Source organism: Aeoliella sp., assembly GCF_965227375.1.
In the GTDB taxonomy this organism is placed as follows: domain Bacteria; phylum Planctomycetota; class Planctomycetia; order Pirellulales; family Lacipirellulaceae; genus Aeoliella.
In genome coordinates, this window is the sequence record NZ_CBDDFX010000001.1 from 2477135 (window position 1) to 2499411 (window position 22277).

Genomic DNA, 22277 nt, shown 5'->3' on the forward strand with positions numbered 1-22277 from the left:
AACTGCGCGTAGCTTGTTACGGCCTGCGATTGCGACTCGCCAGCCAGCACACTGCTCCGGTTGCCAACAGGACCAGCGCCGCTGGTTCCGGCACCGCAGAGTTTGCCACGGCGGCATTGTTGAGTGACTCGCCAAAGTGGTCTTTCCACACTTGGAAGTCGCCGGCGTCGATGGTGCCGCTGCCGTCGCCGTCGGCGGCGGTGCCTTGTTCGACCACCGCACCGAGCGAATTGCGCCACAGGGTGTAGTCGGCCATGTTCACGGTGCCATCGCCGTTGTAGTCGCCCGGCAACGCATCGACCGCGACGAGGCCCTCGATCACGATGTTGCGGAAGGCGAAGATCTCGCTGTTGGAGTTGGTAAAGGCCGTAAATCGCAGCGTGAGTTCATCACCGAAGCCTGCAATCGACTGGATAAATGTTTGGAAGTCGTTGGTGATGTAGGTACCGTCGAGAACTAGGGGATCGTTCTCGGTGCGAGTATCGCCATCATCCATCACGTACTCCAACGAGCCATCATCGTCGACGGTTATCTCAAACGCCGTGGTGAAGGGACTGCCATCGATGGAAGTTTCGAACAGTAGAACGTCTGTGGGTTCGAAATCGCCCATGCCGGCCATGTCGATCGATAAACTCAAGTTGCCGGTGGCCGAAGAGATATCGAACGCCCACTGCGCGGTGAGCGCCGAGGAATTCTCGTCGTTTTCCAGGTCGACCACTCCGAAGAAGTTGTCGAAGTCGTTGGCACCGATGATGCCAAGCGTATCGCTGGGGGTCGAACCAGCCGAGTCGTCCATGATGCTGAACGGCGGATCGTCGTTGCGGTCTTCGATACCAAACATGTCGCCAGGATCGGAGAAGGCAAGCGTGCGTGCATCGGAAGGCAAGGCTGCTTCGGTGGTGAACCCGCCGCCGAACTGGAAGTCGGTGACGTTGATGTCGTCGGCCACGTTGGGAAACAGCGCCCGGGCGATGACCTGCTGCTCGACGGGCGAGCCTTCGCCCACTTGGTAACTGATGGGAATGTTTACGAAGGAGTTGGCCGCACCCTGGCTAGTGGTCTCGATGATGATCGAGCCCGACTTCGTGCCCTCGGTGCTGGTGTCGAGCGTGATGGGAAAGCTGCCCGCAGCCGCCAGCGGCAGGGCCATGCCGGAACCGCTGCCCGACAAGTCGCCGGTGGTACTAAAGGTGAAATCGAGTTCGTCCGCACCGGCGGCCACCAGCACGTTGGCCGCGTTACGCACCAACAGGTCGAGCGAGAACGGCTGGTTTTGATTGAGCATCGTGGGAACCGTGCCAGTGAGGGCCTCGAGCACTGCGGGAATCTGGTAGTCGGCCACCACCGGCAAGTGGTCGCTGGTCGACTCCAGGGCGTTGAGCACCTGCGACTTGGTGAACGAAGTGATGCCGCTAAACGTGATGGTGTTGCCGTTGGTGATCGCATCGTTGTAGGTGCTACCGTTATTGCCGAACGTATGGTAGCTGCCGGGGATGTAGTCGACGCCCTCGCCATCGAGCATCTCGCCGGTGACCAGTTGGAAGTCGAAGCGATCGTCCATGCCGCCGAAGTTGCCGCGGGGACTCTGCGTGTGCCACTCGGCGTACGTGGGGTTGGTGTGCCACGAGCCAATCTGGTTGATGGGATCGTGCGCCTGGCCCGGCCCTGAGGAGATCAGTTCCTGGAAGCCGTCCTCGCTTGAGCGGTACATATTAAAGTCGCCAGCGTAGATGACATGCGTACCTTCGCCCAGAGCGTCGGAGTTGTTGCGCACTGCGTTGGCTTCGACCAGACGGCGCGCTTCGTCGGTAGCCGAATTGCTGGCCTTGTAGTGGTTGTTGTAAGCATAGAAGTCGGCCGCCGAGTCATAACCGACCGGGCGCAACTGATACCGCAACGTCTGCCGCGCCTGGCCCGACGTGCTGAGGCTGCCGAAGGCCAACTCGTCGACCAACTGCACGGTGGCCGAGTCGTAGACAATCCCCTGGCGGATGCCTCCCGGCGGGTTGCTGTTCTGCGTGCCGGCGACGTACGTATTGGTGTTGTAGATGCCGTTAAGGATATCGACGATCTGCTGCGTACTGCCACTAGGCGAACTAATGTCGTTTTGTTCTTGCAACAGCAGCACGTCGACCGGCTTAGAAAAACCGCTGTACGACTCCTCGCCGATGGCCTCCATCACGGCATCGAAGCCCGTGTTAGGACCTTGGAGCGTGTTGTACGACACGATGCGAAGCTGCGCGTCGGCAACCGAAGCCGAACCCCAACAAGCAACTAGCAGCAACAACAGACGGAGCGGATTCGTGCGGGGCATAGGCGGGCGGCAGCGAAGTTGTGGAAAACAACACATCATAGCTGCTCGCTGCAACCAACGCTACGAATCGGCCGTGAAGATTTGGCGATGGTCGCGGGTATCCGCTGGTGGGCGGATATATCTCCGCGCAAACACCGGTGGCAATTTCCAACGCAAAGGCCAGCTACGCAGCTCGCGCGAAGGCAAGTTCGCTGGCCACCGACTGAACCAGTGGCGTGTCGACCACCGTCGCGCCGCCTGCGTAGCCCAGCAGCAGGGCCAGGTCGCCCAGACGATTGATCCGCCGCACGACGCCGTGGGCCAGTTGATGCAGAGTGTCGACGGCGGCCGAAGTGAACAACTCGTGCGTCGCGCCCGCGGCTCCCAGGCGGTGTTGGACGTAGCTGTGAGTCTCCTCGGCCGACAGCGGGTCGACCAGCGCGGTGATGTCGATTCGCTCTTCCAGTCGCGGAGTGCGCGACAACGTCGACAGCAACGAACTTTGCCCCACCAGCAGCAGCGACAACAGCGGCGTGCCCTCGCGCTGCAGGTTCTGCAGCAGTCGCACGCACTCCAGGGTGCCGGCGTCTTCCAGCAGGTGCGCTTCGTCGATCACGACCATCGGACGCTCCCCGCGCTCGGCTGCAGCGGTCAGGTAGTGCTCGATGCGCAGCAGGCTCTGGTCGATGCTGGGCGTCACCTGCGGAGTTTCTTCCGCGGACGTCAGTCGCGCGGCCAGGTAGGCCAGCAGTTCGCGGCTGGGCATCTGCGGGTAGACCACCTGGACGACCGGCTGCTCGCCGCCCGGTAGCTGTCCGAGCAATTGTTGCACCAACAGCGTCTTGCCAACGCCGCTGGGTCCCGCTAAGACCGCAGCTGCGCGGTGGTTCTCCATGGCGTAGCGCAACTTCAACGTGGCGCCCATGTGCGACTCCGACGGATAGTAGAACAGTCCATCGGCAGAAGGTTCGAACGGTTTGGCGGCCAGTTGCCAGTGGTCGAGGTACATCAGTTGAGTCCGCCGAAGTTGATGAAGGGGTGCAAGTCGAGTCGCCCTTGAGCAAGTTCGCTCGGGGCATTGTCTTTCGGTGTTTAAGCCGCTTCGACCAGTCCGTTGACTTGCACGCCAAACTCGCCCATTGCCGCGACGGTCGACGCCACTTGGTCGTCGTTGGCAGCCGGCGTGCGGCAGGCGATCAAGTAGTCGACGCCCATGGCAGCCGCCAGGTCCGCGGCCGACTGGCCACTGGTCGGGCAGCCCAGGTCGATGACCACCCGGTCGTACTGTCGGCGGAGCGCTCCGGCCGCGAGCGACGTGCGGAACCGTGCCGTGGAGCTAAGCTGGGCGTCGGGCAGCGATCGGGCTAGCAGCAGGTCAACGCCCACCTCGGTTGCCGTGTGCGCCGTGTTCAGGATCGACTCGCCGGTGACGAGTGCATCGGTCCACGAAGTGTAGTGGTCGAGTTCGAGCATCTTGCCCAGCCCGAAGCTTGGCAGGTTGGCGTCGACCAGAGCTGCTCGCAGGCCGAGTGCCGAACTGCGTAGCGCGAGGCACAACGCGGTCGTCGTGCACCCCACGCCCGGCGCCACGCCGGCTACTCCGATGAGCGTGCCGGTCGAACTGCTGGGCACTTGCCGCAACAAGCTGTCGAAGCGGTCGGCCGCTCGAGCGATGAGTTGCTGGCATCCTTCGGGCCATTGCGGCTCGGAGGTCCGCGCCGGCGCCGGATTGATCCCAAACAACTCGCCCGCTTGCACCTGCGACAACGGTCGGCGTACCGCGGGTTGCTTGGCGTCCGAAAGCTCGGTCGCATTCGGTTGCGCTGGCTGTACTTCTGGCAGATTGGCCGAGTCGAACGTGAACGGCTCGCTGAGCACGATCTGGCTGCTGCTCATCAGCGGCTCCAACTCCAGCGGCTGCTGAGGAGCGTGCCGCGCGACCGGGCGACTGGGCGAACTGTTGTACGCATCGATAAAGGCTTTGTTAGTAGCGGTCATTTACCTGGTCTGCGGGTTGGCGGGTTTCAGGTCTTTGGACAAGCGAGCCCGAGGCTGCGACGCGCTGCTCGGCGTGGGCGTGGCCAGTTGGAAGGCCGGCAGTCCCGTGCTCTGGTAGCCTCCCTCGTCGAGCGACTCCATAGGTGCATCGATCCGCGGCAGGATCGTGATGTCTCGTTGCTGGGCTTCGAGCAGCGGCGCGGGCGAAGTCTCGCACGCTGCTTCTTCCGGCTCGGAGCAAGCTTCGCGCGAAATCGCCTGAGGGCCTTTGGCCATGGCGACTTGCTGGGGCGGCTCCTCAGCGGGTTCACTGCTGGCCTCGGCCATTGGCATTGGCTGCATGGCCAAGGTGTCGATGGCCGCGGGCGTAACGGTTTCGCCGGCGGGTTCGACCTCGGTTTGCTGGCTTTCCAGTACCAGCATCATTAGGCCCGCCGCGGTGAGCAGCGCCGCCAGCATGATGAAGCGGTGGTACTGGCGAATGGTGTTGTCTAGCGTAGCAACCGTCTGGTGCCAGGCGGATGGTTCGGGCGCGCGATGGAGCGCGGCCACGGGTTGTGGCTCGGGCTGGCTGACCACGGGCGGATCGAACCGCAGCTGAGTGACGCCGTCGGAGCCGCGCGACTCGGCGGACCGCACGATTGTCTGCGGCGCGGTCGTCTCCTCTTGATCGCGCTGGGTGACAGCAGGCGGTGGCTGGTGCGCGGGCGAGGAAGCGGCCAGCGGCTGAGGTGGATCGAATCGCACCACGGTGGGAACCGGCGCGAGATGCTCCAGTGGCTGGTCGGCCGTGGCGAGCAACTGATGGGGCTGGAAGAACGTCGCATCAAACACCGGCTCGGTCGCAGGTGCGACCGCTAGCGGCGCGGATTCGATGGGACGATCCAGCCACGGCACGCGGGCAAGCACCGGCGGTTGTTCCGGAGCGGTGCTTTGGCTTTCGCTCTGATTTAAAGTACTCACTTGCGATGTGCCCCTGTCTTTTGCCAACCATCCATGCAGCGCGCATCCAACGGGCGCGACATGCCTTCTTGGGCAAGTATCGGGACACGGTTGGGGGAGCCTTGAGGATTCGTCCGGTTTTGCGGGCTGTGATCGCGACTTGCTAGTACTGCTGCCAGACTATGGGTGTTTGGCGGACGAACGAGACGGGACTGCCCCTCTGATCGCGCTGATCTACGGAGCCTTCGGCATTTACCGGCCGTTCACCGGAAAGCCGACGAATCCAAAGCACGCGCCTCGGCGATTGTGTGATAGGTTTTTGATAGAGACATCGACCTGCGGTAAGTCACACCCCTGAGAGTTTTCACCTTTTGCCTACGCTGAGTCTACCCATGTTCAAAACAGTCGTGTCCGTTGCAGTCTTGGCCGCATTCGTTGCATTGCCAGCAGAATCTGCGGCGCGCGAACTCAAGTCGGTCAAGTTCGAGGTACTTCCCTCATCGAGTGTGGCCCTGTCGTTCAAGCCACGAAAAGTGGAGTGGGTGCTCGGTAAGGTGCGCATCGAGGGAACGGTCGAGAACTCGGGCCCTGACGACTACGAGTGGGTCGAAGTGGTCTACACCGCTTTGGACCGCAACCGCCAGGTGCTCGGCAGCGATGTCTGGCACGTCACCCCGTTCGATCTGGACAGTGGCATGAGCGGCGAAGTCGATGGCGACCTGATCTACACCAAGGGCCGCATCCCGGCCATCATCACCGTAGAGATCTCCGGCGACCTGCCGTAGCACGCTGCGTGTTAAACCGCGTGAGCCGCACGCGCTAGCGTCGGGTGGTGCGAGGTAAGAACCAGACCAGCCCTGCGACGGCCAGCGCCAGCACACCGCTCGTTGGTTCGGGCACTTCCACAGCGAAGGACAAGCGGTCCAGTGCGGCGGCGTTACCAATGAGGCCTTGGCGCAGGATGTACGCGTCGTGCAGGTCGGTTAGCCCGTCGTGGTTAAAGTCGCCCTTCTGCCACGACTCGAGATCGGGGTCCTGCTGCTGGTGACGCCAGCCGGCGATGAAGGCGTCGATGTCCAACTCGTTGACTTGGCCGTCGAGCGTGGCGTCGCCCGGGATGCTGAACTCTAGCGAGTTGACGCGGAAACTATCGAGCACGTCGTCGATCTGAGCAGCGGTCAGTTGTCCGCGCTGTTGTCCGTCGGGAAAGATCTGGCTGATGTTGGTCACCGCGTCGCGATCGCCACCTTCTTCCATCAGGTTCAGCGGAACCACACCACTGATGTGCGGCAGACCCAGCACGTGACCGATCTCGTGCGAAATGGTGTCCCGTCGTCCGTTGCCGCCGGAGAAGGAGAACACGCTGTTGGCGATTACCGTGTCGCCAGAACCGGCCCGGCCGTAGGAACCGCCTTCGATGGTGTTGACGAACCACATGTTGATGATGTCGCCGCCCAGTTCCTGGTTGTTGTCCGCGCTGCGCAATGGGCCGATGTTCGCGTTGTTCACCAGGTCGGAGTTCAGCATCAGCTTCCAATCGAGGAATTTGATGTCGATGCCGGCCTGACGCCAGATCTTGTCGGTCTCGGCCAGGTACAGCTCGAGATCCGGGTTGCCACAGTTGAACCCGTTGTTGTCGCACACCTGAATGGGATTGACCGTGACCTGGAAGTTGATGTCCAGGGCCACCGCCTCGGTAGCCGACCCAACTGCCGCTGCAACCAGAGTGCACAAGAAGAATCGCCCGCAGTGGTTCCGCCTCATTTCGCCTGTTCCTTGATCCGAGCTACGTCGTATCTGTTCCAGAGGATCTGGGTGGCTGGGGACGAGCTCCGCGAGCCCAGTCGCCGAACTCGACCCGAGCTGTCAGTTGGTGCTCAAGCCAGGTTCCAAGCCGCCAACCATCGACATCCAGTCTAAACGGCGTGAACTGGCGAGGTCAAAGATTCGGCGGCGCGAGTTGCAACCGTTGGTGCGAATTAGCGAGAAACCGGAATCTGGCCGTTCGTATTCCGGCAATGCAGTCGCTCGTGCGAGCGCGGATGCTCGCCCAGCAAACAGACGTCTACTCCAGCGGAGCGCCGGCGTGCCAGTCGATGGTGGGCCACAGTACTGCGGTTCCGTCGCGGCTGGCGGACAGGGCGGTGCGGCCGTCGGTGGTGAAGTCAACCGAGGTCAAGTCTTGATTGTGGCCGCTGAGCGTGAGAATCTCTCCGCCGGTCTCGGTGTCCCACAGCTTGGCGGTGGTGTCCTGGCTGGCGGTCAGCAGTCGCCGGCCATCGGGCGTGAGCGCCACTCCAGTCACCGCTGAGGTGTGGCCCGACATGGTTCGTTCGAGCGCGCCGGTGGCCGTATTCCACAGCTTGGCCGTGTTGTCCTCGCTGCCGGTCACGACGTGCTGTCCATCGCTGGAGAACGCACCGCACAACACGCCCCATTGGTGACCGGTGAGTACGTGCAGTGTCTGTACCGAGTCGGTGTCCCACAGTCGCGCGGTGCGGTCGCTGCTGGTCGTGAGCAGTTGTTGTCCATCGGGCGAGAACCGCACCGAGTGCACGCGGCCGGTGTGGCCCTTGAAGGCCATCGGCAGTACTTCGCCGCTTTGGGTGCTCCACAGTCGCACGGTGCCGTCGTCGCTGGCCGTGGCGACCATCGATCCATCGGGCGAGAAGTCGATGCTGTTGATGTAGCCCGAGTGCCCGCCGACCAGTTGATGCACCACTTGCTTGGTGGTGGTGTCCCACAGCTTGGCGGTCCCGTCCCAACTGCCGGTGGCCACCAGTTGGCCGTCGCGCGTGATCGCCACGGCGGCTACCGCGCCGTGCGGACTGAAGCGAACGCCCGCCTCGCCGGTCGCCAGATCGACCATCCGCGCGTCGTTGCCGCCGATGGTCACGAATCGATTGCCGGCGGGCGAGAACTTCGCCGTCCACAGCGTGCCTGCAGCCCGGGTGGTGACGATGGGCTGAAGTTGGCTCAGGTTGGCATTCGGCGCGGCAGAGTAGTTCCACACCCAGACGCTGCGGTTCTCGCTCGAGGTGACCAGCACTTGATGCCCGTCGGGCGACAGCGCCACGCCGGTCGCCGAACCGGAGTCGAGCGACGCGTCGGCTACGACTTTGCCGGCGTCGAGATCCCACACGCGGGTGTGGCCATCTTCGCACGCTGTGACTGCCACTCGGCCATCGGCCGAAACGTCCATCGCGGCTACCCAATCGGGATGGCTCAGCATGGCGTCGGGCACTTCGTCGCCGGTCGCTACGTTCCAGGCGCTGCAGGTGTTGTCGCCGCTGGCCGAGTAAAGCAGCTCGCCAGTGGGGCCGAACTCAAGCTCGGTCACGGTGCCGTTGTGCCCTCGAAGCGCCTCTTTCAGCGACGCTTGTTGGCCGTCGAATTGCCACAGCCGAATCTCGCCACGGTCATCGCCGGTGGCAAGCAATGCCAACTCGGGATGGAACGCCGCGGCAGTGACTTCGGCCTCGTGCCCTTCGAGCGAGGCGAGTTGTTCGCCGCTGGCCAGATCCCACCACCGCACCAGGTTGTTCGCGCCGCCAGTGGCCAGCCACTGACCGGACGGATCGACGGCCACGGTGCCAACGCGCCCGGTACCTCGGAGCACTTGCAGCTCGGCGCCGGTGCCGACGTTCCAGATTCGCACCGTGTTGTCGCCTGCGCCGGTGGCGAGTTTCCGCCCCGCGTCGAAGAACACCGCGGTGGAGGCCAGGTACTCATGACCTTGGGCGAACTTTGCTAACTCGTTTCCTTCGGTGTCCCACAGCTTGGCCGTGCGATCGCGACTGGCGGTAAGCACGCGGCCATCGGCAGCGAATCGCGCGGCAAGCACCGCATCGGCGTGCCCGGCCAAGGTCTTGCTGCCCAGCGTTTGTGATTCGACGTAGCCATCAACGTCCCACACCCGCAAAGTGCCGTCCTGGCTGCCGGAGGCGGCAAACTTGCCTTCGGGGCCCAGCGCCACCGATTCCACGCGGCTGCCGTGGCCACGCAGGGCCTTCAGCTCCACCGCTTCGCCGAGATTCCAAAGTCGCAGCGTGTTGTCGTGGCTACCGGAGAGCAACGTCTGACCCGCGGGGCCGAACGCGACACTTCGCACGGCCGCTTCGTGACCGGTGAGCACCACGGCTGCGGAGTCGTCCTCGGTTGTGCTCTGCAATTCGGCGGCCAGGTCCAGCTCGCCCACTTGGTCGGGCTGCCAGACGCGAATTGTCTTGTCGTACCCGCCGGTGGCCACGCGGTCGCCCGACGCCGAGAACGCGGCCGCGTACACGGGGCCTTCGTGATCGGTGAAGTACGACTTGGGTTGGTAACTGCCACTGTTGTCGCGCTGCCAGACGATCGCGTTGCTGTCCTGGCTGGCGGTGACGATTCGCGCCGCGTCGGGCGAGAACCTTGCCGACCAGACCCACCAGTTGTGGCCCGACAGCGTGTCGATCGACTTGCCACTCGCCAGGTCCCACACCCGCGCGGTGTTGTCGTACGAAGCGGATACCAGTTGCCGGCTGTCGCTCGAGAAGTCGACATCCAGCACGCCGTCCTGGTGACCTTCGAGGGTGCGTAGCAACCGCCCATCGGCGCTGCCGAAGATGCGAATCTTGCCATCGGCGCTTCCCGCGGCCATGTACTGCCCGCTGGGACTGAACGCTACCGAGTAAACGTACTGTCCGATGTCGGAGTCGAACGCCACGTCGCCACTGTCGGCGTGGCGCACGGTGAGCTTGCCACCACGGTCGCCGGTGGCGATCAACTGACCGTCGGGCGAGTAGGCTACCGCGTCGACCGGCGCACCAAGGTCATACACCGCCGCACTCAACTGGCACAGGTAGCCCAAGCGGCCCCACTCCCAGTCGCGACGCTCCGCGGGCGACGCATCCAGCAACTGTTGGGCGAAGTCGTAAGCGTTCTCATCAATCTTGGCCGCCGCCAGACCAATGCCGGCTACGTAGGCTTCGTATTCCTTCGCGTCTTCGGCGTCCTCGGCCTTTTGTTTGGCTACAATGGCATCTTTTTCACTCGCTTCCGCTCTAATCCGTTCAGAATTGGCAAGTTCCTTTTGCTTCCTTTCCCGCTCTTTGGCTTCTTCCGCTTCTATTCGCTTCTGATCCGCGTCGTCTCGCGCTTCTTCTGCCTCCTTTGCTTTCATGGCAGCCAGCACGGCGCTTTCATTCGCCTCCTTCTCTTTCTGAATCGCAATCTTCTCATTATCCTTCGCGATTCCTTCTTGCCGTTTTGCCTCGTCGCGCTGTGTAAGGGCTTCTTTGCGACCCTTGGCGATCTCGATATACGAGTAAGTGCCTAAGCCGACAATCGCCACCAACAGCGCCGCCACGGCCCGCTTCGACCACTTGAGGAGCGATTGTCGCGAGTTGCGTTCCTTCTCGGCTTTGCGAATCTGTGTGAGCAGTTCTTCGTGCGCGGGGTTGGCTTCGTCGAGCAGCGATTTGGACAGGTCCAGGTCGCCGTTGGAGAGCGCTAGCTCGGCGTATTCCTGCACGCTGGTTTCGTGCAGCTCGCGCGCCTTGGTGTTGTCCGACCACAACGCCAGCGACTCGTCGAAGCCGTACATCGCGCGGGCGAACAGTTGATAGTCTTTCTGCAGCCGCGCGTCGGCCAAGCGATGTTCGGCGTGCGACGCCAGCACCACGCTCTCGGAGTGCGACAGGTACGTGCGAACCGCTTCCTGGAATTCTTTGACCGACTGGTAGCGATCGCTTTGCTCGGTGGCCATCGCTCGCAGCGCCACGTCGCGCAGTTCGCCTACGTAGTCGATGGGGTCGATGGCGTTCTGCGCGGCCGACATCAGGCACTGCATCACGTCGCGCCCGGAGTGCGGGGGGCGTCCGCCGATCAGTTCGTACAGGATGGCGCCCAGCAGGTAGATGTCGCTGGTGTGGTTGATCACCTCGACCGGGCCGCGGGCCATCTCGGGCGACATGTAGGCGGGTGTGCCGCCTAGCGAGCCGGTTTGGTGGATCGCACCGGCGCTGCGGAACACTTGCGTCACCCGCGCGAGGCCCCAGTCCATCACCAGCACTTCGCCGAACTCTCCCAACATCACGTTTTCGGGCTTCAAGTCGCGATGCACCACGCCGCGGGCGTGGGCGAAGGCCACCGCGTCGGCCACGCGGAGCAGGATGTTCAGGTTTTCGTCCAGGCTCTTCTCTTCCAGCACGTCTTCCCAGGGCGTGCCCTGCACGTGCTTCATCGAGTAGAACAGCGCGCCTTGGTCGTTCGCGCCCAGATCGTAGATCGGCACGATGTTGGGGTGATCGAGTTCGCCGGTCACCACCGCTTCGCTGATGAACTTGTCTCGCTGATCCGCGCCCTCCTTGCCGCCAGGCTTGAGCATCTTCACGGCCACGGTGCGAGCGATGGACGACTGCCGCGCGGCGTACACCACGCCCATGCCGCCGGCGCCGATCTGCTTGAGCAACTCGTAGTCGGGTGCGTCGCTGGGGCGGATGTACGACACATTGTCGGAGTCGGCCGCCTCGCTCATCGTGCGGCTCTTCACCGGCACGGTCGAACGCTGCTTGGGTTTGCCCTCTCCGTCCTCGTCCTGCTGGCGGATGGTCTGGTTCTGGGGCGTTCCCAAGTCGATGGTGCCCGCCCACTGGCTACTCATCTTCTCCGCCAACTCGGGATTCGACTCCGCCAGGTCGATCGTCTTGTCGGAGTCGAAGTCGATCGTGGCATCGTGCTTCGCTGGGCCGGACGCATCGAACTCCACTGTGCGGTCGGACACGTAATCGAGCGTCGACGTGGGGTCGGCTTCGTCGGTGTCGCTGTCAATGTTGCTTACCGCCACTTCGTCGATCGTGGCGTCCGCCGAACCCGACTCTTCGAGTTCGTAGTAGTCGAGGGTCGACTCGTTCTGCTCCTCCTCGAGATGGTCTAGCTCGCTGTCCAGTTCCGATGATTCGCTTGCCACCGGATCCTCGAGCTCGATCGTGGCGTCCGGCTTGTAGTCGATGGTGGCCGATGGATCGTCAGGCTCCAGCGGAGCCTCGTCGATCACGTCGGCGTCGTCGGTTGATTCCGTCTCCACCGTGTCGTCCAGCTTGATGTGATCGATCGTCGATTGATCGCTCGACTGTTTGTCTGCAAACTCGTCGCTCGACAAATCGTCGACCGACTCCGAGCTCTCCGGCGCTGGTCGCTGGAATTCCACCGTGCCGCCGAACGGCAGTGTGGCTTCGGCATCGTCGTCGTCCAGCGACAAATCGATGTCGCCCAATACGTCGTCGTCCGACTCGCTGCCGGGAATCAGCTCGTACGTTTGTTTGCCTGCCAGGCTTTCGTCGCCCAGTGGAAGCAGACCATTGCAATGGGGGCATGCAATGCCGGCCATGGCTTGGGCGTCGAGTTCTCGGGCGCAGTGCGGGCAGTGCGGCATGAGATGGTTTGCAAAGGAGGAGATTGTTGGGACGAAAGGACGCTCGAGGCAAGCTGTGGGAAAAGCGTGGGCTCAGCTCGAGGCAAACGCCCCGCTCCCCCCATTATGTTCTGCAATGATGTGTCGGTGTACCTTCCAGTGTACTTACCGAGGCCGCCGGCGGCGAAGCCGTTGCCAGTGACGGTGGTCCGCCCGGGCAAATGCGCGGTCCAGTCGTACCGCCCAGTCCGTTTTTGGGTCCAAAACCAGCGCCGCGGCCGCCACGGCCGAAGCGGCCGCCATCCGTCGTGCGGTGTTCGAGGTGCCGCGCGATTCGGTGGCCGGCAGCGTCGAGGTCTGCTCGTCGAACAACTCGGCGGCCGCCGGATCGTCCTCGACGGGGTCCTCGATCATCTCGCCCGGCTGCTGGAACTGCTCGGTGGGCGGGCGGTCGCGCGTTCCGTCGGAGGCGTCCGCGGGATCGGTCGGGCGATGGTTCCGCAGCACCACGTCCACCACCAACCGTTCCGATTGACCATCGCCACGCACGAAGTAAATGCGGTAGTGATTGTCCGGCAGCTTTGCAAACAACGCCGGCAGGTCGTCCATCATTCCGTCCGGTAGACGAATGCCTTCGAGCATGCGACCGTCGGGCAGCACGATGTGCAAGCGGAAGAATCGTTCGGTGGCCGAAGAGACTTCGCCGCCGCCCGACTCAAGGTTGTTCGTGTTGGAGAACGGCACGTAACTGGCCGATGTCTCGTAGGCCTGCGGCGCCTCGGCGAGCTGCGGGAACTCGATCGTCGGAATGTCAGCCGTGGTGTCGATGGCGAACTTGGCGTCCTCGACACCCGGTTGACCGACGAACACGGTTTGAATGTTGCTCTGACCAATGGCCAGCGTCGTGTCGGAGGCAAAGTCGTCGTCGCGAATCACCACGCTGATCGGCACGTCGGCCGAGATGTTATCGGGATTCGGCGGGCCTTCGTAGTGATGGAACAGCACGAACGTCTCCGGCGTCGCGCCGTCGTGGTGCATCTCGACCACCCAGCGATCTTCGACCGGCACTTCCTGGTTCTCGCCCCAGGCGACCAGGATGTCGAACGAGTCGGCGCCAGGGTCCGTGAACGTCAGCGTGAGGATCGTGTTGCCGCCGCTGGTGATGTCGATCGCCGCGACCGGCATCAGCGTCGGGGCGACGTTCCACACGGTGATGTCGAAGCTCTGGACATCGTAGCCGCCGTCGTCGTCGAACAGCTTGACCGTGATGGTGAACGTGTTGTCGACGTCGTTGTCCGCGTACAAATGACTATCGGCCAGCGAGCCGGTGGTCAGCACGCCCTGGCCGCCGTCGGTTACGCTGCTGGGCAGCACGCCGGTTTCGAGCGGAGTTCCATCGCCCCAGGAGATTTCGTAGTGGAACGTTTCGACCGACGCCCCACCCGGTCGGTCGGGGTTGTTGTAGCCGGGATCGGTGAACGAACCAAGCAGCGGAATGCTGAGCGTGTCGCCTTCGTTGATGACGAACGACTCGTCGGTCAGCGTGAGCGTCGGCGCGACGTTGTTCACGATGATCGTGAACGACTCGCTGACCATGCCCCCGTCGTCGTCGGCGAACTCGACAGTCACCGTGTAGGTGCCGTTGTCGGCGTAGGCATGCGCTGCGTGATCGAAGCCGGCCGTGGTCAACTCGCCGGGCGAGCCGCTCTCGCGATCGACCACATCGACCGGCGAGGTGATGGTGCCGTCGCCCCAATTGATGGTCGTGGCCGTGAACGTCTCGGTGCTAAGCGGGAAGGTCGTGTCGGGACTTCCCATGCCGAAGTTATCGAATCCCGGATCGCTCAGCCCCACGCCCAACCCGCCGAGCGTGAAGATCTCTCCTTCGTCCAGCACGTGCGGCGTTTCGACACCGGTGAGTTGCGGCGCGACGTTGTTCACCGTGACCATGAAGGTCTCGACCGCCATGCCCATGTCGTCGTCCACCACGGTCACGGTGACCGTGTAGACGCCATTGTCGGCGTACGTGTGCTGGGCGTCGAACGATGCGAGCGTTGGGGTGCCCTCGGAGCCAATCTGATCGATGGTCGCGTCGCCGGTATCGGTCGCAGTTCCGTCGCCCCAATCGACCACGTAGCCGAACGTCTCATCGGTCGCCAAGGCGTCGTTCTGGTAGCCCGGGTCGGTGATTTGGCCGATGTTTTCGAGCGTGAGCAGCGCGCCCTCGTCGATCGTTTGATCCTCGATCACCACCAGAGTCGGCGCGACGTTGTTAACAGTCACATCGAACGTCTGTTCGTGCACGCCCCCGTCGTCGTCGACCACGGTGACAGTTACGGTGTAAACGCCGTTATCAGCGTAGGTGTGCTGTGCGTCGAACGAAGCGAGCGTGGGGATGCCCTCGCTACCAATCTGGTCGATGGTCGCGTCGCCGGTGTCGGTCGTGGTCCCGTCGCCCCAATCGATCGAGTAGCTGAACGTCTCGTCGGTCGGTATGGCGTCGTTCTTGTAGCCAGGATCGACGATCTGCCCGATGTTCTCGATCGAGAGTAGCGCGCCTTCGTCGATGGTTTGGTTGGGCACCACGGTGAGCGTCGGCGCAACGTTGCCAACCGTAACATCGAACGTCTCGGTAACCTCACCCAGGTCGTCGTCGACCACAGTGACCGTTACTGTGTAGGTACCGTTGTCTGCGTAGGTGTGCTGGGCGTCGAACGAGGCGAGCGTTGGGATGCCCTCGCTGCCAATCTGGTCGATGGTGGCCGCACCGGTGTCGGTCGCGGTTCCGTCGCCCCAATCGATCGAATAGTTGAATGTTTCGTCAGACGGTATGGCGTCGTTTTTGTAGCCAGGATCGGTGATCTGGCCAATGTTCTCGATTGTGAGCAGTGCACCTTCGTCGATGGTCTGATTGGGCACAACGGTCAGTGTCGGCGCGATGTTGGCGACCGTAACATCGAACGTCTCGGTGACCTCACCCAGGTCGTCGTCCACCACGGTGACCGCTACCGTGTAGGTGCCGTTGTCAGCGTAAGTGTGCTGGGCGTCGAACGAAGCGAGCGTTGGCACTCCCTCGCTGCCAACCTGGTCGATGGTGGCCGCGCCGGTGTCGGTCGCGGTTCCGTCGCCCCAATCGATCGAGTAGCTGAACGTCTCGTCGGTCGGTATGGCGTCGTTTTTGTAGCCAGGATCGGAGATCTGGCCAATGTTCTCGATGGAGAGCAGCGCGCCTTCGTCGATCGTTTGATCGGGCGCAACGGTCAGCGTCGGCGCGATGTTGGCAACCGTGACCGAAAACGTATCCATGGTCATGCCACCGTCGTCGTCGGCGACGGTGACCTTCACCGTGTAGGTTCCGTTGTCGGCGTAGGTGTGCTGGCCGTCGAACGAAGCCAGCGTTGGCGTGCCCTCGGAGCCAACTTGGTCGATGGTCGCCATGCCGCTGTCGAGCGGGGTGCCATCGCCCCAATCGATGGAGTAGCTGAACTCCTTCACCCCGCCGAACGCCGGGTCGGTGATCTGGCCGATGTTCTCGATCGAGAGCAGCGCGCCTTCGTCGGTGCTCTGGTCTTCCGCCACGGTGAGCGTCGGAGTCACGTTGCCCACGGTCACCATGAAGGTGTCCATGGTCATGCCGCCATCGTCGTCTTCGACGACGATCTTCACGGTGTACTGACCATTGTCGGCGTAGGTGTGTTGGCCGTTGAACGAGGCCAGCGTCGGCGTGCCTTCAGAACCAATCTGATCGATCGTCGCCGCGCCGGTGTCGAGCGCCGTTCCGTCGCCCCAATCGATCGAGTAAGTAAACGTCTCGTCGGTCGCCAGGGCGTCGTTCTTGTAGCCAGGATCGCTGATCTGGCCGATGTTCTCAATCGAGAGCAGTGCACCTTCGTCGATGCTCTGATTCGCCGCTACGGTCAACGTCGGCGCGACATTGCCGACCATCACGTCGAATGTCTCGGTAGTCTCGCCCAGATCGTCGTCCACCACGGTCACGGTTACTGTGTAGGTCCCGTCATCCGCATAGGTGTGGGCGCCGTCGAACGAAGCGAGCGTGGGCACTCCTTCGGAGCCCAACTGGTCGATCGTGGCGATGCCCATGTCGGGCGCGGTTCCATCGCCCCAGTCGATCGAGTAGCTGAAAGTCTCGTCGGTTGCGGTGGCGACGTTCTTGTAGCCGGGATCGCTGATCTGGCCGATGTTCTCGATCGAGAGCAGCGCGCCTTCGTCGACGTTCTGATTGACTGGCACGGTGAGCGTGGGGGCGACGTTGTCGACGGACACCGTGAGCGTGTCGAAAGTTTCGCCGCCGTTGTCGTCGGTTACGGTGACCGTGACGGTATACGTGCCATTGTCGGCGTAAGTGTGTGCACCGTCGAACGAGGCGAGCGTCAGCACGCCTTCGCTGCCAACCTGATCGATCGTCGCATCGCCCGCATCGATGTGCCCGTCGCCCCAGTCGATGTGGTAGGTGAAGGTCTCGTCGGTCGCCAACTCGGTGTTGCGGTAGCCAGGATCGCTGATCTGTCCCAAGTCGGGTATCGTCAGCAGGGCGCCTTCAGTGATCGATTGATCTTCCGCCAGGGTGAGCGTCGGCACGACGTTGCCGACTGTGACGGTCAGCGAGCCGCTGTCGGTGCCGCCTTCAAAGTCGTCGATCGTGATCGAGACCGTGTAGATTCCGTCGTCGGCGTAGGTATGCTGGCCATCGAACGAGCCGAGCGTCGGCGAGCCGAGTTGGTCGATTGTCGCCACGCCGACATCCACCGGGGAGCCGTCGCCCCAGTCGATCGTGTAGTTCACCCGATCGCCTTGGGCGAACGAGGGAATGCTCACCTTGCCGATGTCTTCGATCGACAGCAACGAACCTTCATCGACGTTTTGGTTGTCGGCCACGGTGAGCGTCGGCGCGGCGCTCAGCACGTTGACGTTGAACTTGCCAACCGCCATGCCGCCATCGTCGTCGGTCACCGTGACGGTAACCATGTAGGGTCCGTTGGCCGCGTAGGTGTGGGATCCGTCGAGCGAGGCCAGCGTGGCATTGTTCTCGGAGCCAATGCGGTCGATCGTGGCCGCGCCGGAGTCCACCGCCGAGCCATCGCCCCAGTCGATGGTGTAGTCGAATGTCTCCTGGTTCGCCAGCACGACGTTCACGAATCCCGGATCGCTGATCTCCGCCAGGTTCTCGATCACCAGCGGCGTGCCTTCCAGCACGGTTTGATCGCCCACGGTGGTGAGAGTCGGATCGAGATTGCTAACGGCCACATTGAAACTGCCAGAGGCGCGGCCGCCGTTGTCGTCGAGCACAATGACTCGCACGTTGTACTCGCCATTGTCGGCGTAGATGTGCGTCGCGTCGAACGACGCCAGCGTCGGCACGCCGGGTCCGCCGAGCTGATCGATCGTCGCGTTGCCCGCATCGATGTGCCCATCGCCCCACTCGACGCGGTAGGTGAATGTCTCGGCGGTGCCGAGCGTTGCATCGGCGAAGCCGGCGTCGATAATCTGGCCCAGATTCTCGATCACCAGCGGCGTGCCCTCGGCGGCCGTTTGATCGCCCACCACGGTGAGCTGCGGAGCCGTGTTGCTCACCGCGATCGTGCGACTAGTCGAGCATTGCTCTTCGCTGGCGTCGGTCACCACCAGGTCGATGGTGTAGCTGCCATCGTCGGGCGGCGTGAACTCAAACAGCGCGGCGTTGCTGGTGGCGATCACCACGTCGTCGACCGAGATGGTCCAATCGAACTGCGGCGAAGCAACTTCGCCAGCGTCGGCCGACACGGTGACCGTGTCGCCTTCGGCTGTGGGAGTGGGCGAAACCAAGATGGTGGGCAACGTGGCGTCGAGCACCCGGCGGCGTTCGAGGTGCCGAATGGAGAGTTCGCTAGAATGGCGATCGTGCTCGCCGCGCGAAGAGTGCAACAGTCGGTCTAGCCAAGGGTTGCGACTCATCGGTAGTAGCGTCCAAAGACAAACAGCGGGGGCAGGCCACGCTAGCGCGTGGTGACAAGGTGGGCAGCTTAAGTGGAGTTGGTACCAAGCTCTATTATCACGAGCCGCTAGCCGGACTGTCAAACTTTTGGCGCGACTTTGAGCCTGAAAATACCGACAAAAAGTGCTTGACCTTTCTGGTCTCGCTGATCTCAATCACTGGTTGTTGCTCTTGTTCTCCAGCAACATTCACTGAAGTTGCCCACCAGTGCGGTCGAAAAGTAGAAAACCGGTACGTACGGCTCACCGGTCTTGCTCGAGGGGGGAGCGATGCGAACATCCAACTGCCAAAATTACTGGTATCTCGCGCTAGCACTTATAGGGGTGTTCTGCACTCAGGCTACGGCCGACGATTCTGTGGAGAACCCCTTCCGCACTGCGCGTTGGCTGGCGATGGAAGCGCGCCTTGCTCAGAACACCGAAGGCGAAGAGCCAGGCAGCGAGCAATTCGCCAAACCACAGCAGGTGCCAATTACTTCCTTAGGGGTGGACATTGGTTTGCCGCCCGGCAAGCTGCCCAAGAGCGAGGCCTCGAAGATCATCGAGGCCGCACCATTGCTGGCAGGCGATATGCCGCGCCCGTGGCCTACGCAGGTTTACACCTGGGCGCCCGCTGCTACGCGGCACAACCCGTTGTACTTCGAGGAAGTGAACGCCGAGCGATACGGCTACTCGTGCAACTGGGTAACGCAGCCGTTCGTCTCGACCGCGCACTTCTTCGGCACGATTCCCGCGCTACCTTACCTGATGGCCAGCAACTGCCCAGGAGAGTGTGTCTACACGCTGGGCCACTACCGTGCGGGAAGCTGCCCACCATACCGCCGCCACTGCTGGCCTTGCGACGCGCTGGGCGGTTCAGTCGAAGCTGGAACGCTTGCGTGGATGATCTTGGTACTGCCGTAGGACAGTGCGAAAGGAAGCCGATAGCCGACGAGCTACGCCTCGTCGTGAAACGACCGACGAGGCGTAGCTCGTCGGCTACTTGAGCTTCGTGTGCTTGTGAACCTTTCGGCAACTTCGTCTTGCTAGAAGGGGCCCTACCGAAACGTATCGCGCACTTGCCGCATGATCCACTCGCCAACCGTGGTGCGGCCGACGTCTACTTTGGCTCGCCCGCCGCTGTCGATGGGCAACTCGACCAGCTCGGCGTCGAGCACCACGCGGGCTTCGTAACTCGTGGTCGTGGCAAGCTCGCTCGGCAGCCAGGCGGCCAGACCATCGGGATCGGCGGCTTCTGCTTCGCTTCCTACGCGAGCGATGTCGCGAATTACTCCTTCGAGTGGCTCGCTACCCACCGCGTGAAGTTGCACGCGGACGCGCTGGCCCAGCTCGACGCGCTCGATGTCCGTCTCGTCGATCGCCAAAGCCACTTCGCGGGTTTCGACGTCGCCGATGGTGCCGATCGTGGTGCCGGCTTCCAGCCAGGCGCCGTCGTTCAGGGTGTCGAGCGGCGAACCGGTCCAACTGGCGAGCGTCACCGCTTCTTCTTCCACGGGCTTCTTGGCAGGCGGCAACAGCACTCCGTCGCGCGGCGCGCGAAGCACCAGCCGCTGTTTCTCGCGCTCCAGTTCCGCCACGCGCCGCTTGGCATCGGCCAGCGCGGCTCGCGCGGTGGGGAGTTTGCGACTCGACTCGGCATCGCGGGCGCGCAAGGCTTCGAGTTGCTCGACGGTCAATTCCGCCAGGCGCAGCTCGCCTGCCAAAGTCTCTGCGTTGCGCTCGATGTCGAAGCTCGCCAGCCGGGCAATCACTTGTCCGTTGGTTACTTCGCTGCCCGGCGGCAAAGTCATCTCGAGCCGACCCGCCATGGTGGTCACCACGGGCATGCCGCGCGCCGGAACTACCCGGGCCTGGCACTCAACGCGGTCGGCAATCGGCAAACGCCACAGCCCGGCCGCCAGCAGACCTACAACCAGCAGCACCAACAGCGACATCGCAGGGCGGAAGTCGCGGCGGCGCACGGGGTTCTTCATCGTCTCGGACAGCTGCTGCACCGGCCGCGCCACCACGCCGGCCAGCATCACTCCGCCCAAGGCGTACGCAATGACACCCAAACCAAGCGGCTTGAGCGTGAGCGCTGCCATCCAGAAGATCGAAAGCAGCACCAACGTCAGGTACACCTTCGACATGGCACCGTAGCAAGCGAGCCACAGCGGTTCGCGCTGGGTGCGCTTGGCTGGCTTGAAGAACAGCCAACCAGTGCGCTGGTGTAGCGCGTCGCGCGAGCGTTGCCATAGGTTGGGAGCCTCGCACAGGTCGGATAGCAAGTAGTATCCGTCGTAACGCATCAGCGGATTGGCGTTCACCAGCAGCGTGCCGACCGAGGCAACCACCATCGTGTTCAGCGCGAGCATGTTTACCAGCCCGGGCTCGGTCGACCACCACACGAACGTGGCCACGCTGGCAAGCACCAGTTCCATGGCCATGCCGGCCGCCGAAACGGCCATCCGTCGCCACTTGCTTGCCAGGCTCCAGATATCGGTTACGTCGCAGTACAGCGTCGGCACGAACACCAACAGCAGGATGCCCATCTCGTGCACCTCGGCGCCCATGTGCTTGGCCACCAAGCCGTGCGCCAGCTCGTGTAGCAGCTTCACCACCGCCACGGTGACCGCCAGCCACAGCCAGTTGCTCGGCGCGGTGAGCGTCGACAGCGATGGCAGCCGCGCAACGAACTGCTCGCTGTGCGACACCAAGAGTCCCACCGCTGCCAGTACCAATAGCGCGGCGAAGAACATCGCGATCGGCGAGAGCAGCGGCCGCGCGAGCGGCAGCAACGCATCGAGCATCCGATCGGGGTTCCAACCGCGCAATCGAATCGCCAGCAGTTCGGTCCAGCTCCAACGCAGCCGCCGCGCACGGTCCTCGCCCGCTCGCTCCACGAGCGCGGTTCCCTGTCCTCGCGCTCGCGACACGAGTAGCCCCGCGCGATGCAATCGTCCGAGGTAGCTTTGCAGTTCGACCACGCCAATCGTCTTGGGCGCAAATCGACGTTGATATGCTCGCTGCAAGTTCCGCAGCGACGTCCGGTCGCCGAGCGACGTGAGCAACAGATACTCCGCCTCGCCCAACTCATGCTGCTCAAGCGTCACCGGGTCCTTAAGCACCCAGGTCGCCCGCCCCGGCACCCACACCGCCGTGGCCAATACATCCCGCCGCGCGTCGAGCGCGAGCGGTGCATCATTGGTGGCGGGGAATTGGAGCATTCGAATGGCGGGGCGTGTTGGTTTTTATTAAACAGGAGCGAACGGAGAAAAGTGCCAGCATCATTCACCCTCCCTCCGGGAGGGTCGCCGCTGCATTTGCGGCGGGGAGGGAATCGGCCAACCGTACCGACGCTCTATTTTATTTTCTTTGAGAGTGGCGCATCGTCTTTTTCGAACAGGAGGGAACAGAGAGAACAGAGGGGATTGCTAGAAGGTAGTCTCTGTTTTGTCTGTTGCCTTCTTTTCAGAACGAATCCGTGTCTATCGGTGTTCATCCGTGGCTGAAGGAACTCATTCATGTAATCGCGGCCCAGTTGCGGTCTCGTTCATGCTCCGACTCGTGGATAGTTAGCTCCTCGACCGCTGTTAGCTACGCTTCTACAACCCAGGGCGGCGCTTCGGCTCGTCCCTCACCTTCGCTTTGCCCTGGGCTATCATATTTCGCTCCTTCGGAGCT

10 protein-coding genes are annotated in these 22277 nt (G+C 62.9%); 2 read left to right on the top strand and 8 right to left on the bottom strand.

All coding sequences use genetic code 11. From position 1 onward, the window contains the following. Window positions 1–16: 16 nt before the first annotated feature. The 4 genes from ACQK2L_RS10195 to ACQK2L_RS10210 all read right to left on the bottom strand — a co-directional run bounded on the left by ACQK2L_RS10195 (window position 17) and on the right by ACQK2L_RS10210 (window position 5254). On the bottom strand, window positions 17–2314 hold the full coding sequence (locus tag ACQK2L_RS10195) for a dockerin type I domain-containing protein (RefSeq protein WP_425396852.1): 2298 nt from the start codon (window positions 2312–2314) through the stop codon (window positions 17–19). Between the two features lie 163 nt (window positions 2315–2477). Further along, a complete protein-coding gene (locus tag ACQK2L_RS10200; protein ID WP_425396853.1) occupies window positions 2478–3302 on the bottom strand; it encodes an ExeA family protein in 825 nt (274 codons plus the stop codon). Window positions 3303–3385: 83 nt separating this feature from the next. Further along, window positions 3386–4291 carry a tyrosine-protein kinase family protein gene (locus ACQK2L_RS10205; RefSeq protein ID WP_425396854.1) on the bottom strand — a complete coding sequence of 302 codons (906 nt, stop codon included), beginning with the start codon at window positions 4289–4291 and terminating at the stop codon, window positions 3386–3388. After that, window positions 4292–5254 carry a hypothetical protein gene (locus ACQK2L_RS10210; RefSeq protein WP_425396855.1) on the bottom strand — a complete coding sequence of 321 codons (963 nt, stop codon included), beginning with the start codon at window positions 5252–5254 and terminating at the stop codon, window positions 4292–4294. A gap of 371 nt (window positions 5255–5625) precedes the next feature. Between ACQK2L_RS10210 and ACQK2L_RS10215 the strand changes: the two genes are divergently transcribed. Beyond that, entirely contained in the window at window positions 5626–6018 is a 393-nt protein-coding gene (locus ACQK2L_RS10215) for a hypothetical protein (protein ID WP_425396856.1), read from the top strand. Between the two features lie 34 nt (window positions 6019–6052). Here the strand turns inward: ACQK2L_RS10215 and ACQK2L_RS10220 are convergent, their stop codons facing one another. The 3 genes from ACQK2L_RS10220 to ACQK2L_RS10230 form a co-directional block, all read right to left on the bottom strand. Further along, entirely contained in the window at window positions 6053–6997 is a 945-nt protein-coding gene (locus tag ACQK2L_RS10220; protein ID WP_425396857.1) for a hypothetical protein, read from the bottom strand. Window positions 6998–7298: 301 nt separating this feature from the next. Continuing rightward, entirely contained in the window at window positions 7299–12644 is a 5346-nt protein-coding gene (locus tag ACQK2L_RS10225) for a protein kinase domain-containing protein (RefSeq protein ID WP_425396858.1), read from the bottom strand. 144 nt (window positions 12645–12788) lie between these two features. Continuing rightward, window positions 12789–18575: a Calx-beta domain-containing protein gene (locus tag ACQK2L_RS10230; RefSeq protein ID WP_425396859.1), complete on the bottom strand. Its 5787-nt coding sequence runs from the start codon at window positions 18573–18575 to the stop codon at window positions 12789–12791. A 309-nt stretch (window positions 18576–18884) separates the two neighbouring features. On the opposite strand from ACQK2L_RS10230, the gene ACQK2L_RS10235 reads away from it, so the two are divergent. Next, window positions 18885–19517: a hypothetical protein gene (locus ACQK2L_RS10235; RefSeq protein ID WP_425396860.1), complete on the top strand. Its 633-nt coding sequence runs from the start codon at window positions 18885–18887 to the stop codon at window positions 19515–19517. A gap of 134 nt (window positions 19518–19651) precedes the next feature. Here ACQK2L_RS10235 and ACQK2L_RS10240 read toward each other — a convergent pair whose 3' ends face one another. Further along, the gene (locus ACQK2L_RS10240) at window positions 19652–21820 is read right to left on the bottom strand and encodes a site-2 protease family protein (RefSeq protein ID WP_425396861.1); all 2169 of its coding nucleotides are present in this window, start codon (window positions 21818–21820) and stop codon (window positions 19652–19654) included. Window positions 21821–22277: the final 457 nt, after the last annotated feature.

Bases quoted from the DNA above. Each gene is read 5' to 3' on its own strand.
- ACQK2L_RS10200 (WP_425396853.1), bottom strand. From the start codon at position 3,302: ATGTACCTCGACCACTGGCAACTGGCCGCCAAACCGTTCGAACCTTCT.
- ACQK2L_RS10220 (WP_425396857.1), bottom strand. From the start codon at position 6,997: ATGAGGCGGAACCACTGCGGGCGATTCTTCTTGTGCACTCTGGTTGCA.
- ACQK2L_RS10215 (WP_425396856.1), top strand. From the start codon at position 5,626: ATGTTCAAAACAGTCGTGTCCGTTGCAGTCTTGGCCGCATTCGTTGCA.
- ACQK2L_RS10195 (WP_425396852.1), bottom strand. From the start codon at position 2,314: ATGCCCCGCACGAATCCGCTCCGTCTGTTGTTGCTGCTAGTTGCTTGT.
- ACQK2L_RS10230 (WP_425396859.1), bottom strand. From the start codon at position 18,575: ATGAGTCGCAACCCTTGGCTAGACCGACTGTTGCACTCTTCGCGCGGC.
- ACQK2L_RS10240 (WP_425396861.1), bottom strand. From the start codon at position 21,820: ATGCTCCAATTCCCCGCCACCAATGATGCACCGCTCGCGCTCGACGCG.
- ACQK2L_RS10205 (WP_425396854.1), bottom strand. From the start codon at position 4,291: ATGACCGCTACTAACAAAGCCTTTATCGATGCGTACAACAGTTCGCCC.
- ACQK2L_RS10225 (WP_425396858.1), bottom strand. From the start codon at position 12,644: ATGCCGCACTGCCCGCACTGCGCCCGAGAACTCGACGCCCAAGCCATG.
- ACQK2L_RS10235 (WP_425396860.1), top strand. From the start codon at position 18,885: ATGCGAACATCCAACTGCCAAAATTACTGGTATCTCGCGCTAGCACTT.